General features: G+C 72.0%; 12 protein-coding genes. 7 read left to right on the top strand and 5 right to left on the bottom strand.

Features of this window, described 5'->3' with window-relative positions:
• Nucleotides 1–39: 39 nt before the first annotated feature.
• Nucleotides 40–612 (top strand): helix-turn-helix domain-containing protein, encoded by a 573-nt coding sequence (locus AC068D_RS30130; protein WP_478826256.1) that lies wholly within the window; start codon nucleotides 40–42, stop codon nucleotides 610–612.
• A gap of 44 nt (nucleotides 613–656) precedes the next feature.
• Entirely contained in the window at nucleotides 657–1,214 is a 558-nt protein-coding gene (locus AC068D_RS30125) for a YbaK/EbsC family protein (protein ID WP_478826255.1), read from the top strand.
• Between the two features lie 56 nt (nucleotides 1,215–1,270).
• Here the strand turns inward: AC068D_RS30125 and AC068D_RS30120 are convergent, their stop codons facing one another.
• Nucleotides 1,271–1,678, bottom strand: coding sequence for a CoA-binding protein (locus AC068D_RS30120; protein WP_478826254.1), 408 nt, complete (start codon nucleotides 1,676–1,678; stop codon nucleotides 1,271–1,273).
• A 57-nt stretch (nucleotides 1,679–1,735) separates the two neighbouring features.
• Here AC068D_RS30120 and AC068D_RS30115 point away from each other — a divergent pair, with 57 nt between their 5' ends.
• The 3 genes from AC068D_RS30115 to AC068D_RS30105 all read left to right on the top strand — a co-directional run bounded on the left by AC068D_RS30115 (nucleotide 1,736) and on the right by AC068D_RS30105 (nucleotide 7,179).
• Nucleotides 1,736–2,362 carry a YigZ family protein gene (locus tag AC068D_RS30115; RefSeq protein ID WP_478826253.1) on the top strand — a complete coding sequence of 209 codons (627 nt, stop codon included), beginning with the start codon at nucleotides 1,736–1,738 and terminating at the stop codon, nucleotides 2,360–2,362.
• Nucleotides 2,363–2,575: 213 nt separating this feature from the next.
• Nucleotides 2,576–3,742 carry an exonuclease SbcCD subunit D gene (locus AC068D_RS30110; RefSeq protein ID WP_478826252.1) on the top strand — a complete coding sequence of 389 codons (1,167 nt, stop codon included), beginning with the start codon at nucleotides 2,576–2,578 and terminating at the stop codon, nucleotides 3,740–3,742.
• Nucleotides 3,739–7,179 carry an AAA family ATPase gene (locus tag AC068D_RS30105; protein WP_478826251.1) on the top strand — a complete coding sequence of 1,147 codons (3,441 nt, stop codon included), beginning with the start codon at nucleotides 3,739–3,741 and terminating at the stop codon, nucleotides 7,177–7,179. The genes AC068D_RS30110 and AC068D_RS30105 overlap by 4 nt, the downstream gene beginning before the upstream one ends.
• Here AC068D_RS30105 and AC068D_RS30100 read toward each other — a convergent pair.
• Complete coding sequence (locus AC068D_RS30100; protein WP_478826250.1) at nucleotides 7,169–7,615, bottom strand: Lrp/AsnC family transcriptional regulator; 447 nt, start codon at nucleotides 7,613–7,615, stop codon at nucleotides 7,169–7,171. The genes AC068D_RS30105 and AC068D_RS30100 overlap by 11 nt on opposite strands.
• Before the next feature lie 93 nt (nucleotides 7,616–7,708).
• Between AC068D_RS30100 and AC068D_RS30095 the strand changes: the two genes are divergently transcribed.
• The gene (locus tag AC068D_RS30095; RefSeq protein WP_478826249.1) at nucleotides 7,709–8,191 is read left to right on the top strand and encodes a rhodanese-like domain-containing protein; all 483 of its coding nucleotides are present in this window, start codon (nucleotides 7,709–7,711) and stop codon (nucleotides 8,189–8,191) included.
• A gap of 274 nt (nucleotides 8,192–8,465) precedes the next feature.
• Here the strand turns inward: AC068D_RS30095 and AC068D_RS30090 are convergent, their stop codons facing one another.
• On the bottom strand, nucleotides 8,466–10,193 hold the full coding sequence (locus tag AC068D_RS30090; RefSeq protein WP_478826248.1) for a DUF885 domain-containing protein: 1,728 nt from the start codon (nucleotides 10,191–10,193) through the stop codon (nucleotides 8,466–8,468).
• Between the two features lie 47 nt (nucleotides 10,194–10,240).
• Nucleotides 10,241–10,750, bottom strand: a complete 510-nt coding sequence (locus tag AC068D_RS30085; RefSeq protein WP_478826247.1) for an Lrp/AsnC family transcriptional regulator — start codon at nucleotides 10,748–10,750, stop codon at nucleotides 10,241–10,243.
• Between the two features lie 59 nt (nucleotides 10,751–10,809).
• Between AC068D_RS30085 and AC068D_RS30080 the strand changes: the two genes are divergently transcribed.
• The gene (locus tag AC068D_RS30080) at nucleotides 10,810–12,057 is read left to right on the top strand and encodes a trans-sulfuration enzyme family protein (protein ID WP_478826246.1); all 1,248 of its coding nucleotides are present in this window, start codon (nucleotides 10,810–10,812) and stop codon (nucleotides 12,055–12,057) included.
• On the opposite strand, the gene AC068D_RS30075 is transcribed toward AC068D_RS30080, so the two are convergent.
• Entirely contained in the window at nucleotides 11,957–13,399 is a 1,443-nt protein-coding gene (locus tag AC068D_RS30075) for a GNAT family N-acetyltransferase (RefSeq protein ID WP_478826245.1), read from the bottom strand. The two genes, AC068D_RS30080 and AC068D_RS30075, sit on opposite strands and share 101 nt — an antisense overlap.
• Between the last annotated feature and the right edge of the window lie 25 nt (nucleotides 13,400–13,424).

Below are 13,424 nucleotides of genomic sequence, written 5' to 3'. Positions count from 1 at the left end.
AATGCACTGGACCCTATCATTCAAAATATTGGACGGAATGTGTCGGACCTCGACCAGCTCACGCAGTCGCTCGCCCGTAACCTCAAGCGCTGGCGCGGCGAACGGGGGTTCACACTCGACGCACTCGCAGCCCGCTCGGGGGTCAGCCGCGGCATGATCATCCAGATCGAGCAGGCCCGCACCAACCCGAGCGTCGGCACCACGGTGAAGCTCGCCGACGCCCTGGGCGTCAGCATCACCACGCTCCTCGACTACGAGCAGGGCCCGCAGGTGCGTCTCGTGCCCCGGGAGCAGGCGGTCCGTATGTGGTCCACCCCCGCGGGCAGCTCCACCACCCTGCTGGTCGGGGCCGACGCCCGCGGCCCGCTCGAAATGTGGGCGTGGACACTCATGCCCGGCGACGAAAGCCCCTCCGACCCCCACCCCGACGGCACCGTCGAGCTGCTCCATGTCTCCGCCGGTGAGCTCACCCTGGTCATCGACGGCACGCCGCACTCCGTACCGGCCGGGACCTCGGCGAGCTTCGAGGCCAATGTGCCGCACACCTACCGGAACGACGGCGCCGAGACGGTTGAGATGACCATGACCGTCGCGGTGCCGCCCGCCCGCTGAGACGCCCAATCGCGGCCCGCCCCGCGGCTGTTAGCGTGAGGTGTATGCGCGCGCCCATCGGAAGCTTCGACAACGCCGGGCCGGCCTGCGACTGCATCGACGAACTCACGGGGCCCGTCGCCGACGCGGTGCGTGCCTGGAGCGGGAATGTTCCCGTCGAGCAGCTCGTCTACGTCGACACCGACCCGGCGATCGCCGACACCGCGGCCTTCGTGGCGCACTACGGCGCCGGGCTGCATGACGTATCCGCCAACTGCGTCGTCGTGGCCGGCAAGCGCGGTGGCGAGTCCGGCCTCGCCGCCTGCCTCGTCCTCTCCCGCACCCGCGTGGACGTCAACGGTGTCGTACGCAAGCAACTGGGTGTGCGCAAGGCCTCGTTCGCCTCGATGGACATCGCCACCGGTGAGACCGGCATGGAATACGGAGGCATCACGCCCATCGGGCTCCCGGCCGGCTGGCCCCTGCTCGTCGACCCCGCCGTGGTCGACTCGGAGTGGGTGCTGATCGGCAGTGGTCGTCGCCGCGGCAAGCTCATCGTGCCCGGCAAGGTGTTCGCCGGCCTCCCGGGCGCGCTGGTGGTGGAGGGTCTCGGAATCGGCTGAGACCCGGATCCCGACGCGGGCGCGGTCGGCCGGCGGTCGCCGGCGCGTGGCACACATCAGTCCAGGAGAGGGATCTCGATCGCGGGGCAGCGGTCCATCACCATGTCGAGCCCGGCGCCCCGGGTCCTGTCGTACGCATCCTCGTCGATCACACCGAGCTGGAACCAGACCGCCTTCGCGCCCTTGGCCACGGCATCGTCGGCCACCGCCCCTGCGTGTTCGCTGTTGACGAACACGTCCACGACGTCGACGGCGAAAGGGATCTCGGCGAGCGAGGAGTACCCCCGCTCCCCGTGGACCGTCTCAGCCTTCGGGTGCACGGGCACGATCCGCTTGCCGTAGTGCTGCAGGACCCTGGCGACCCCGTGGGCGGCCCTGGACTCGTTGTTCGACAGGCCGACCACGGCCCAGGTGTCGCCCGACCCGGTGAGGATCTTCCGGATTGTCTCTGCGTCTGCGTACATGCCCGCTCAACGGGTCGCCCGCGCGGAGCATTCCCGCGCCGGGCATAGGCTGGCCCGATGCAGGAGCAGTACCGGACGGTCGCCCGCGAGGGCGTGCACGAGACCGAGATCAGCCGATCGCGCTTCATCTGCGCGCTCGCCCCCGCGGCAACCGAGCAGGAGGCGCAGGACTTCGTCGCACGCATCCGCAAGGAACACCCGACCGCCACCCACAACTGCTTCGCCTATGTCGTCGGTGCCGACGCGGCGGTCCAGAAGGCGAGCGACGACGGCGAGCCGGGCGGCACGGCGGGGGTGCCGATGCTGCAGATGCTGATGCGGCGCGAGCTGCGCTATGTCGTCGCCGTCGTCACCCGCTACTACGGTGGCGTCAAACTCGGCGCGGGCGGGCTGATTCGCGCGTACGGGGGCGCGGTCGGCGAGGCTCTGGACGCGGTCGGCACCCTCACCCGGCAGCGTTTCCGGCTCGCCACGGTCACGGTCGACCATCAGCGTGCAGGCAGGCTGGAGAACGACCTCAGGGCGACCGGCCGGGCCGTACGGGACGTGCGGTACGGCGAAGTGGTGACGATCGAGATCGGTCTGCCGGACGCGGACGTCGACGCCTTCCGCGCATGGCTCGCCGACACGACCGCCGGCACTGCCGAACTGGACCTGGGCGCGGAGGCGTACGGGGACGTCTGACCATTCCCCCGAGCCGCATGTGCCGTTCCGCACGGGCGTGCCGGGGGACGACGAGGGAGAACCAGGGAAGGCACGACCCTGGGAAAACCGAGGTCCTTGACGGACCGGGTGCCGGCCGGCGCTAGCGTGGTCGGTGGTGATCGTGGGTCCCGCACCGTTCCGGTGCTGGTTCTGGGGGCGGAGAAGGGAAAACATGCAGGTCGGAGCAGTATCTTGAGGATTCTGCACACCTCGGACTGGCATTTGGGGCGGTCGTTCCACCGGGTGAGCCTGCTCGACGCACAGGCCGCGTTTCTCCGCCGTCTGGTGGCCACGGCCATCGAGCGCGAGGTGGACGCGGTACTGGTGGCGGGGGACGTGTACGACCGGGCGGTGCCGCCGCTCGCAGCCGTGGAGCTCTTCGACGAGGTACTGCACCGCCTCGCCGACGCCGGGGTTCCGACGGTCCTGATCTCCGGGAACCATGACTCGGCGCGGCGCCTCGGCGTCGGCGCCGGGCTGATCGACCGGGCCGGGATCCATCTGCGCACCGACCCGGCCGGCTGCGGAACCCCCGTCGTGCTCACCGACACCCACGGGGACGTCGCCTTCTACGGACTGCCCTATCTGGAGCCGTCCCTCGTGCGGAACACGCTGCAGGCGTCGGCCGCCGGGCACGAAGCGGTCCTCGGTGCCGCGATGGAGCGCGTCCGGACCGACCTGGCTCGGCGGGCCCCCGGCACCAGGTCCGTCGTCCTCGCGCACGCGTTCGTCGTGGGTGGCCGGCCGAGCGACAGCGAACGCGACATCACCGTCGGCGGGGTCGCCGCCGTGCCCGTGGGGATCTTCGACGGTGTCGACTACGCCGCCCTCGGGCACCTCCACGGCTGCCAGACCGTCAGCGACCGAGTCCGGTACTCGGGTTCACCGCTCGCGTACTCCTTCTCCGAGGCCGACCACCGCAAGACCATGTGGCTCGTCGACATCGGGCCGGACGGGACGATCGAGGCCGAGCGGCTGGACTGCCCCGTGCCGCGGCCGCTCGCCCGTATCCGGGGACGGCTCGAAGAACTGCTGGGCGATCCCGGGCTGGAGCACCACGAACAGTCCTGGATCGAGGCGACCCTCACCGATCCGGTACGTCCCCCTGACCCCATGGCCCGGCTCAGCGAACGCTTCCCGCACACCCTGAGCCTGGTCTTCGCCCCGGAGCGGACCGAGGAGGACCCGCTCGCCTCCTACGCCGAGCGGCTGCGCGACCGCGACGACCACCAGATCGCCGAGGACTTCGTCGCCCATGTGCGCGGCGGCGCGGGCCCCGACGAGCGGGAACGGGTGGTGCTGCGCGGCGCGTTCGACGACGTACGTGTGGACGTGGCGGTGCGCGAGGTGGCCGGATGAGGCTGCACCGACTGGGCATGACCGCCTTCGGGCCCTTCGGAGGGCGGCAGGACGTCGATTTCGACGCCCTTTCCACCGCCGGGCTGTTCCTGCTGCACGGCCCGACCGGTGCGGGCAAGACCTCGGTCCTCGACGCGGTGTGCTACGCGCTCTACGGGGCGGTGCCGGGCGCCCGGCAGAGTCCTGGCGCATCACTGCGCAGCGACCATGCGGCGCCCGGTACGCACACCGAGGTGACCCTCGAGCTCACGGTCGCCGGACGGCGGCTGGAGATCACCCGGCGGCCCGCGCAGCCACGCCCCAAGAAGAAGGGCACCGGCTTCACGACGGAGAAGGCACAGAGCCTGCTGCGCGAGTTCGATTCCGGGCGCGGCGAATGGAAGGCGCTCAGCCGCTCCCACCAGGAAATCGGCGAGGAGATCACCCAGCTCCTCGGCATGAGCAGGGAGCAGTTCTGCCAGGTGGTCCTGCTGCCGCAGGGCGACTTCGCCCGGTTCATGCGGGCCGACGCCGAGGCGCGGGGCAAACTGCTCGGCCGGCTCTTCGACACACGGCGCTTCGCCGCGGTCGAGGAACGGCTCGCGGAACTCCGGCGCGGCGCGGAGCAGCAGGTGCGCGAAGGCGACGAGAAGCTGCTGGCCGTCGCGCATCGAATGGCCCAGGCGGCGGCCGGTGCGGCGCAGGACTGGCCCGTCCCCGGGGCCCGCCCCGGGGACCCGGGGCTCGCCGGGGCCGTTCTGGAGTGGGCAGCGGTGGCCCGCGCCGGTGCGGGGGAGGCGTACGACATCGCCGAATGCGCCCTCTCCGCGGCGGAGAGCCGGCAGACCGCGGCCCGGCGCGCCCTGGACGCCGAGCGGGAGCTGGAGAGGCTGCAGGCGCGCCACCGGGAGACGGAGCGGCGCTCGGCGGAGCTGGAGGCCGGGCGGGAGGAGCGTGACCGTGTCCAGGCGCACCTGGAGAGGGCTCGCAAGGCCGAAATGGTCCGCCCGGCACTGCAGTTGCGCGAGGAGGGGGAGCGGGAACACCGCCGGGCGCGCGACGCGTGGGAGCGGCTGCGGGGATCCTTGCCGTCGACGCTCGTGGACGCGGGCGCGGAGCAGCTCGCCGCGCTGGAACGCGACCTCCGCCAGGAGCTCGGCGGCCTCGGCGCCGCCCGTCGTGCCGAACAGCGGGGCTCGGAGCTCGCCCGTGAGCGCGCGGACCTGGACCGCCAGGCAGGCGCCGACGAGGAGCTCCTCCACGACGCGGACACATGGCTGGCGGGATGGGACACCGTACGCCGCGGGCTCCAGGACGGCATCGAGGCCGCCCAGGAGGCGGCGACCCGTGCCGAGCACCTGGCGGGCCGTCTCGAACCGGCCCGCCGCCGGGCGACGGCCGCCCGGCGGCGCGACGAACTCGCGCAACGCGCCACCGAGTTGGGGGAGACGCTTCGCACGGCACGCGATCACGCGAGTGCCGCCCGGGAGACCTGGCTCGACCTCAAGGAGCGGCGTCTGCGCGGCATCGCCGCCGAACTGGCCTCCGTCCTCGTGCCGGGCGAAGCCTGCACGGTCTGCGGTTCGCCGGAGCACCCCGCACCGGCTGCCGCCGGCGTGGACCACGTCGACCGCGCACGTGAGGACGCCGCCTATGACACCTACAGCACGGCGGACACGGCCAGGGCCGATGCGGAGCGCGAACTGGCGGTCGTGGAGGAGTCGTTCACCCAGGCACGGCAGGCCGCCCGCGAACTGCCGCAGGGACAGTCCGTTGCCGAATCCGGCGAGGATCAGCCGCCCCCCGGCATCCCGGCTCAGACCGGACGCGACCTGGCCCCGACCGCAGCCCACTCGAGTGCGGCCGGCCATCGTCCGTCGGCCGAAGGCCGTGCGGGGTCCGGGCGGCCCGGCGGAACCGTTGTCGGGAGCGCCCACGGTGCCGCGGCCGCTTCCGAGGCCGACGACGGTGCAGCGCGCACCGGTGTCGCCGGCCGGTCCGAGCCGGGGCCGGAGGCGGAGGCGGACGGGCAGGCCGCCGTGGTCGGTGCCGGGGGTGACGGCGAGGGTGCGGTGAGCGGCTCCGGTGTGAGCGGCCACCGCTCAGGCACCCGTCTCCCGGGGCCCCGCACACTCGACACGGTGGCCGGCGGCGCTCATGAATCCGGCGCACAGGACGAAGCCGACCCCGACGCACGGGAGCTCGCCGCAGAGGTCGAGCGGCTCGAGCGCGAGCACCAAGAGGCGCGTGCGCTCGCCGCCGGGATGCACGCGGCGCGAGAGGCGCTGGACCGTGCCGGGCGGGAGCACGAGGAGCGGCTCGCCACGCGGCAGGAAGCCGAGCGGCGAGCAGCCGCCCGGACCTCCCGCCGGGAGGCGCTCGACCGCGAGCAGACAGTGTTGGACGCCGAGGTGCACCGCGCGACCGGCGGAACCGGCACGGTCGCGGAGCGGGCCGCGCTGCTGGAGCGACGGATCGGGCTGCTCGCCTCCGGCGCCGAAGCCGTGCGTGCGGCCGAGGACACGGCACGACGGCTGAAGGAGGCGGACGACCGGCTCGCCGACGCCGCGTTCCGGGCCGGGTACGACACACCGTCGGAAGCCGCCGACGCGCTGCTGGGCGACGCCGGGCAGCGCGATCTCCGGCACCGGCTCGACGCCTGGGAGCGTGAGGCCGCTGCGGTCGCCGACCGGCTCGCCGAGCAGGAGACCCTTGCCGCAGCCGAGCGGTCTCCCGCGGACCCGTGTGCCGCACAGCAGGTGCACGACGCCGCAGAAGGAGCCCTGCGCGGCGCCGCAACCGCACTCGCCGCCTGCCGCGAACGCTGTGCCGAACTCACCCGGCTCTCCCGCGAGGCCGCCGCCGAGGTGCGCCGGCTCGGGCCGCTCCGCGACGAGTACGACCGGGTCGCCCGGCTCGCCGGCCTCACCGCGGGCACCTCCGCCGACAACGAACGCAGGATGCGGCTGGAGTCCTATGTTCTTGCGGCGCGCCTCGAGCAGGTCGCGGCCGCCGCAAGCGTCCGCCTGCACCGCATGTCAGGGGGCCGCTACACCCTGATCCACTCGGATGCGCGCGCCGGCGGCAAGCGGGCCGGACTCGGTCTGCACGTGGTCGACGCCTGGACCGGACGGGAGCGGGACACCGCGACGCTCTCCGGCGGCGAGACGTTCTTCGCCTCGCTCGCGCTCGCGCTCGGCCTCGCCGATGTCGTCACCGACGAGGCCGGTGGCGTACGACTGGACACCCTCTTCATCGACGAGGGCTTCGGCAGTCTCGACGACCAGACCCTCGACGAGGTCCTCGACGTCCTGGACTCGCTGCGCGAGCGCGACCGGAGCGTCGGCATCGTCAGTCATGTCGCAGATCTGCGCCGCCGGATCCCGGCCCAGCTCGAGGTCGTCAAGGAACGGCACGGCTCCGCGGTGCGCCAGCGCGCGGTTCCGCTCAGCGGCTGATGGCCCGGCGGGGCAGGGGCGACGAGTACACGACGCTCGTCGTCACCGATCCCAGCGTGCCGATCCGCCCGGACACCTCCTCCAGATGGCTCATCGACCGGGCGGCGACCTTCAGTACGAAACAGTCGTCGCCCGTGACATGGTGCGCCTCGAGGACTTCGGGCGTCGTCGCCAGCAGGTCGTGGAACGGCTTGTAGTTGCCGTTCGGGTAGCGCAGGCGGACGAACGCGAGGATCGGCAGCCCGATCCGCTCGTGGTCCACCACCGCGGTGTACCCGGAGATCACCCCGGCCTGCTCCAGCCTGTGGATCCGCTCGGTCACCGCACTGGGCGACATCGACACCGTCCTTGCCAGTTCGGCGAAGCTGGCCCGGCCCCGGCTCTGCAGCGCGTCGAGGATGCGCCAGTCCGTGGCATCCGGTGAATATCCCGTCATGCCCAAAAGACTGCAGGGAAATCCACGGCCGATCAAGGCTTGTGGCGCGGAATTCCACTTCAGCCGGGCGATTCCCCACCATAGATTCTTGGCATGACATTGACCCGGTCCGCCGTGAACCCCGTCCTCCGCGTCGCCCCTGCATCCCCGGCCGCAGCCGCCGCCCATTTCTCCGCGTCCCTCGTGTTCCACACCGATGTCTCCGATGTGGCCGCAGCTCTGGCCGGTGACGGTGATCCCGGATTCGTCGTCGTTGACTCCCGTTCCACCGAGTCCTGGGACCAGGGCCACATCCCCGGCGCCGTCCACCTGCCCACCGCGTTGATCCCCGATCAGGCGGAGCGGCTGCTCGACAGGTCCGTGCCGGTGGTCACCTACTGCTGGGGGCCGGGCTGCAACGGCGCGACCCGTGCGGCGCTCGCCCTCGCCGAACTGGGCTACCGGGTCAAGGAGATGCTCGGCGGGTTCGAGTACTGGGTACGGGAAGGGTTCGCGTACGAAACGTGGGAGGGCGAGGGCCACCGTGCGGCCGATCCGCTGACCGCACCGGTCGATGCGGAGGACTGCGGCTGCTGACGCCTCCGGGTCGGGGCACCCGGTGGGCCCACCGGGCCCGTTCCGGACCGTACTGACCGTCCGCTCCCGTGCAGGGCCCGGCCGCCGACGTGAGGCCGGCCCGGGCCCCAGTGCCACGGCCCGGGCGGGTCCGGACCGTACTGGCCGTCCCTCGCACCCGGAATTGCGGATGTGCGCACCGGGACGCCGCGCGGCCGCGGTGCTGTGCATGGGCGGGCCCGGCCTGCGCGGACCTGCGCGAGGCCGGGCCCCATGACCCCCGTACGACGGGGCTTCAGAGCTTGGAGATCTCCTCGACCAGGTCGTCGAGGCCCAACGGCCCCTGGGACAGAGCCGCCATGTGCCAGGCCTTGGCGTCAAAGGCGTCGCCGTGTGCCGCACGGGCGTTGGCCCGGCCCTGGAGCCAGGCACGTTCGCCCAGTTTGTACCCGATGGCCTGGGCCGGTACGGAGAGGTAGCGGGTCAGTTCGCTCTCGACGAACTCGGCGGGACGGCCGCTGTGGCTGCCGAAGAACTCCTGGGCCAGGGCAGGCGTCCAGCGCTCGCCGGGGTGGAAGGGGGAGTCGGCCGGGATCTCCAGCTGAAGGTGCATACCGATGTCGACGATGACCCGGCAGGCCCGCATCATCTGCGCGTCCAGGTAGCCGAGCCGGCGCTCGGCGTCGGGCATGAAACCGAGTTCGTCCATGAGCCGCTCCGCGTACAGTGCCCAGCCCTCGCAATTGGCACTGACGCTGCCGACGGTCGCCTGGTAGCGGGAGAGCCGTTCGGCGACGTGCGCCCACTGCGCGATCTGCAGATGGTGGCCCGGGACTCCTTCGTGGTACCAGGTGGACACCAGGTCGTAGACCGGGAAGCGCTTCTCGCCCATCGTCGGCAGCCAGGTCTGGCCCGGCCGCGAGAAGTCCTCGGACGGACCGGTGTAGTAGGGGGCGGCCGCACTGCCGGGCGGGGCGATACGGGACTCCACCTTCCGCACCCGTTCGGCGAGCTCGAAGTGGGTCCCGTCGAGTGCCTCGACCGCCTCGTCCATCAGCTTCTGCAGCCAGACCCGGACCTCTTCGACGCCCTCGATGTGCGAGCCGTGGTCATCGAGGTGGGCAAGTGCCTCCCAGGGGCCCGAACCGGGCAGGATCCGGTCGGCCTCGGCCCTCATCTCGCCCAGCAGCCGGTGGTACTCGGCCCAGCCGTAGGCGTAGGCCTCCTCCGGGTCGAGATCGGCGCCGAGGAAGAACCGGGCCCAGCGTGCATAGCGCTCGCGGCCCACCGTGTCGGGGGCGGATGCGACCGCGGGGGCGTACACCTCGCGCATCCAGTCGCGCAGGCCGGTGACCGCCGCAGCGGCCACTTCTGCGGCGCTGTCCAGCTCGGGGCGCAGCTCGTCCGGACCCGACGCGACGAACTGGGCGAACCAGCTCCGCCCGCTCGGCTCCTGCTGCTCCGTCCCGCCTCCGTCCGTCGTACCGGAATCCCCCACCCACTCGTCCAGCTGTCCGATGAAGGCCGCCGTGGCGCGGGGACCCGCGGGGAGTTCACGCTCGAGCCCGAGCTCGAGCGACGCCCGGTACCCCTCCAGCGCGTCGGGCACCGCACGCAGCCGCTCGGCGATCGCGCCCCAGTCGGCCTTCGAATCGGTCGGCATCACCGTGAACACCCCGCGCACCGCGTGCGCGGGGGAGCGCAGATTGCTGATCTGCCGCAGCCCCTCATCCGCCTCGTGCACGGCCAGTTCCGCTGTGAGCCGCTCGCGGAGCAAACGCCCGCAGCGCTGCTCGGCTTCCGTTTCGGCACCGGGCAGACGCTCGGCCTCGTCGAGCCGGACCAGTGTCGTGCGGGCGAGTGCGGCCACGGCCTCCTGGCCGGCCGGGGAGAAGTCGGGGAGGCGGCTCGCGCTCTCCGGCACTCCCAGGTAGGTACCGGTGATCGGATCGAGGTCGATGAGTGCGTCGACGTATGCGTCGGCGACCTGGCGCGGCAGCGCGCTGCTCGGTGTCTCTGGCATGTGCTCATCCTGGTACGTACACGGCCCTGCGTCACCGCTGTTCGATCTCAGTCGGCTGACAAACGAGCCTGGGAGGAGGCATCCGGAGCCGGAGGAAGCAGCGGTCCGCAGTCCCAGTGCTGGAAGATCAGCCGGGTTTCCACGCGGGCGACTTCGGGCCGCGAGGTGAACTCGTCGAGAACGAGCCGCTGGAGATCCGCCGTGTCAGCGACGGCAACGTGCACCAGATAGTCGTCCGGGCCCGTCAGATGGAACAGCGCGCGTGATTCGGGCAGCGCCCGGATGCGTTCGACGAAGGGGCCGATCAGATCCCGCCGGTGGGGGCGCACCTGTACGGAGAGAAGGGCTTCGAGCCCCCTGCCGAGTTTGGCCGGATCGATACGGAGCTGATGGCCGAGGATCACGCCGCTGCGGCGCAATCTGGCCACCCGATCCAGACAGGTCGACGGTGCGACGCCCACCTCGGCGGCCACCTCCCGATACGTGGTCCGGGCGTCGTTCTGCAGAACGCGCAGTATGTGGAGATCCACCGGGTCCAGTACGACGGATTCAGCCATGGCCCGAACGTAACACGGAGCTATCGTCCTACTACCGGGTAACTGTTCAGAGTGCCGCCATGGACTACGCCTCCTCGACCGCCCCCGTCCCCACCCCCAGGGCGCTCGCCACCGAAGCCGTGCATGCCGGCCGCGAGGACCTCGTTGCGCTCGGTCTGCACGCCGCACCGATCGACCTGTCCACCACCTACCCCTCGCACGACGTGGCAGCAGAGGCGGCGCGCATCGACGCGTTCGCGTCGACCGGCGGGCGGCTCGACGGTCCCCCGGTCTATGCCCGGCTCGACAACCCGACCACATCCCGCTTCGAGACCGCGCTGGCCCGGCTGGAAGGGACCGACGACGCGGTGGCCTTCGCCAGCGGGATGGCCGCCCTGACCGCGGTCCTGCTGGTCAGGGCGTCGATGGGGCTGCGCCATGTCGTCGCGGTCCGGCCGCTGTACGGCTGCAGCGATCATCTGCTCGACGGCGGGCTGCTCGGCACCGAGGTGACCTGGACCGACCCGGCGGGCGTCGCCGCCGCGATCCGCCCGGACACCGGACTGGTGATGGTCGAGACCCCCGCCAACCCCACGCTCGCCGAGGCCGACATCAGAGCGCTCGCCCATTCCTGCGGCTCGGTGCCGCTGCTGGTCGACAACACCTTCGCCACGCCGGTCCTGCAGCGTCCCGTGGAGCAGGGGGCACGGATCGTGCTGCACAGCGCGACCAAGTACCTGGGCGGGCACGGCGATGTGATGGGCGGTGTCGTCGCCTGCGACGAGGAGTTCGCCGCCGCGCTGCGCCAGGTGCGCTTCGCCACCGGCGGGGTGCTTCATCCGATGGCCGGATACCTGCTCCTGCGTGGCCTTTCCACGCTGCCGGTGCGGATACGGGCGGCATCGGTGACCGCCGCCGATCTCGCCAGGCGGCTCGCGGCGGACCCGCGTGTCGCACGGGTCCACTATCCGCAGGTGGGGGGCGCCATGGTCGCGTTCGAGGTCTACGGCGACGCGCGCGAGGTGATCGCAGGTGTCAGGCTGATCACGCCCGCCGTCAGCCTGGGCAGCGTGGACACGCTGATCCAGCACCCGGCGTCCATCAGCCACCGCATCGTGGCCGAAGGGGACCGGCGTGCCGCAGGCGTCAGTGACCGGCTGCTGCGCATGTCCGTCGGGCTCGAGGACGTCGAGGACCTGTGGGCGGATCTGTGCGGGGCGCTGAGTGCTACCCCCGCTCGGGCCGTCCGTGCCGGAGTCGCGGCAGCGCGTCCGGCACCTCGAGCGGAAGCAGGGACGGTACGGGAGCCCCGTCCAGCCGGGCGGTGATCACCAGGGTGCCCTCCTCGATCTGGTAGTCGAGCGGGAGGCCGAGCCCGCGCATGGCGGCGACCATGCCGGTGTTGGACGCCTGCGTGACGGCGTACACGCTCTCGCATCCCGCCTCGACGGCCATCGAGACCAGCCGTCCCAGCAGTTCGGAGCCGATGCCGCGGCGCTGCCAGTCGTCCTCGACGAGCAGGGCGACCTCCGTCTCGTCGCCGTCCCAGAGCAGATGACCGAGTGCGACCAGTCGGCCGGAAGCCGTCTCCACCGCGAGCGTGCGGCCGAAGCGCGGGCTGAGCAGATGGTTCAGATAGCGGTCGGCGTCGCCGACCGGCCCGTGGTAGCGCAGGCTCAGAGTGCGCGCGGAGCAGCGGTCGTGCATCGCGCGGGCGGCCGGGACGTCGCTCCGGTCGGCGCGGCGTACGGTGATCTCGTTGCCCTCGGGCAGCGTCAGCACGTCCTGGCTGCGCGGAATGCGAGGGCCGAGCCGGGCATCCAGCTCGACGAGTGCGCGGGCGCGGGCGAACTCGGTCGGTGTGAACGGTAGATACGGCCGCTCGACCGTGATCGTGCCGCCGCTCGGATCGCGCAGCCGCATCATGGTCTCGTCGAGCACGCCCTCGACGGGCACGGACTCACCGGTCGGCCGGCCGCCGAGGGTGACGGCGGGCAGTGAATGGATGGTGCAACGGCCGAGCAACTGGCGCAGGGCAAGGGGAAGTTCCGCGGCATCGAGCGCGGTGCGCGTGGCGAGGCCCAGCAGCCGGGTCGGGGTGTCCACCAGGTCATGGGCATCCGCGCGCTCGATCCAGGTGCTGCTGCCGCCCGCGGCGGAGACCTCCCTGGTGATGTGCTGCGCCGGGAGCCCGGCGGGCGCCCTCAGCAGGAATTCGTCCACCGTTCCGTCGGCCAGCGGGTGCGTCTGAAGGGTGAGGATGTCCACCTGGTGCCGGGCGAGTGCGGTGCACAGGGCGGCGAGGCTGCCGGGCTGGTCCCGCACGGTCGTACGCATCCGCCACAGTGCCGTCTCACGCGGATGCCCCGGCTCGCCCGCCGCGACGTCGACGGTCCCGGAACCCGTGGCCCCGGGACCGCCGGTATCGGAGCTCGGCGGTGCATGGCCGTGGCGGCGTGCCCACCACGTGTGGAAGGCGGCCGTGGCGATGAGTGCGACGGCCGAGGCGACGAGCAGATACGGGCCGTCGGGACCGTGCGCGATCATGTTCGCCACGGCGTCGGCGACGGCGACGGCCGTGAACAGCGCGGCCAGCTCGACGAGGTCCCGCCGCCAGTGGTGGTGGCGTTGAGGGCGGCGGGCACGCTTCGCGGAAGTCAGTTCAGTCATGCCTTCACTGTGACGAAGTGGTGTT

The sequence above is a fragment of the Streptomyces sp. NPDC043861 genome, assembly GCF_056435905.1.
The sequence above is the reverse complement of the archived record's forward strand: the minus strand, read 5'-3'. Positions and strand labels throughout refer to the sequence as shown.

Coding starts and splice junctions, on each gene's coding strand:
- AC068D_RS30105 (WP_478826251.1), top strand. CDS start 3,739: ATGAGGCTGCACCGACTGGGCATGACCGCCTTCGGGCCCTTCGGAGGG.
- AC068D_RS30120 (WP_478826254.1), bottom strand. CDS start 1,678: ATGTACGCAGACGCAGAGACAATCCGGAAGATCCTCACCGGGTCGGGC.
- AC068D_RS30085 (WP_478826247.1), bottom strand. CDS start 10,750: ATGGCTGAATCCGTCGTACTGGACCCGGTGGATCTCCACATACTGCGC.
- AC068D_RS30075 (WP_478826245.1), bottom strand. CDS start 13,399: ATGACTGAACTGACTTCCGCGAAGCGTGCCCGCCGCCCTCAACGCCAC.
- AC068D_RS30125 (WP_478826255.1), top strand. CDS start 657: ATGCGCGCGCCCATCGGAAGCTTCGACAACGCCGGGCCGGCCTGCGAC.
- AC068D_RS30095 (WP_478826249.1), top strand. CDS start 7,709: ATGACATTGACCCGGTCCGCCGTGAACCCCGTCCTCCGCGTCGCCCCT.
- AC068D_RS30115 (WP_478826253.1), top strand. CDS start 1,736: ATGCAGGAGCAGTACCGGACGGTCGCCCGCGAGGGCGTGCACGAGACC.
- AC068D_RS30100 (WP_478826250.1), bottom strand. CDS start 7,615: ATGACGGGATATTCACCGGATGCCACGGACTGGCGCATCCTCGACGCG.
- AC068D_RS30080 (WP_478826246.1), top strand. CDS start 10,810: ATGGACTACGCCTCCTCGACCGCCCCCGTCCCCACCCCCAGGGCGCTC.
- AC068D_RS30090 (WP_478826248.1), bottom strand. CDS start 10,193: ATGCCAGAGACACCGAGCAGCGCGCTGCCGCGCCAGGTCGCCGACGCA.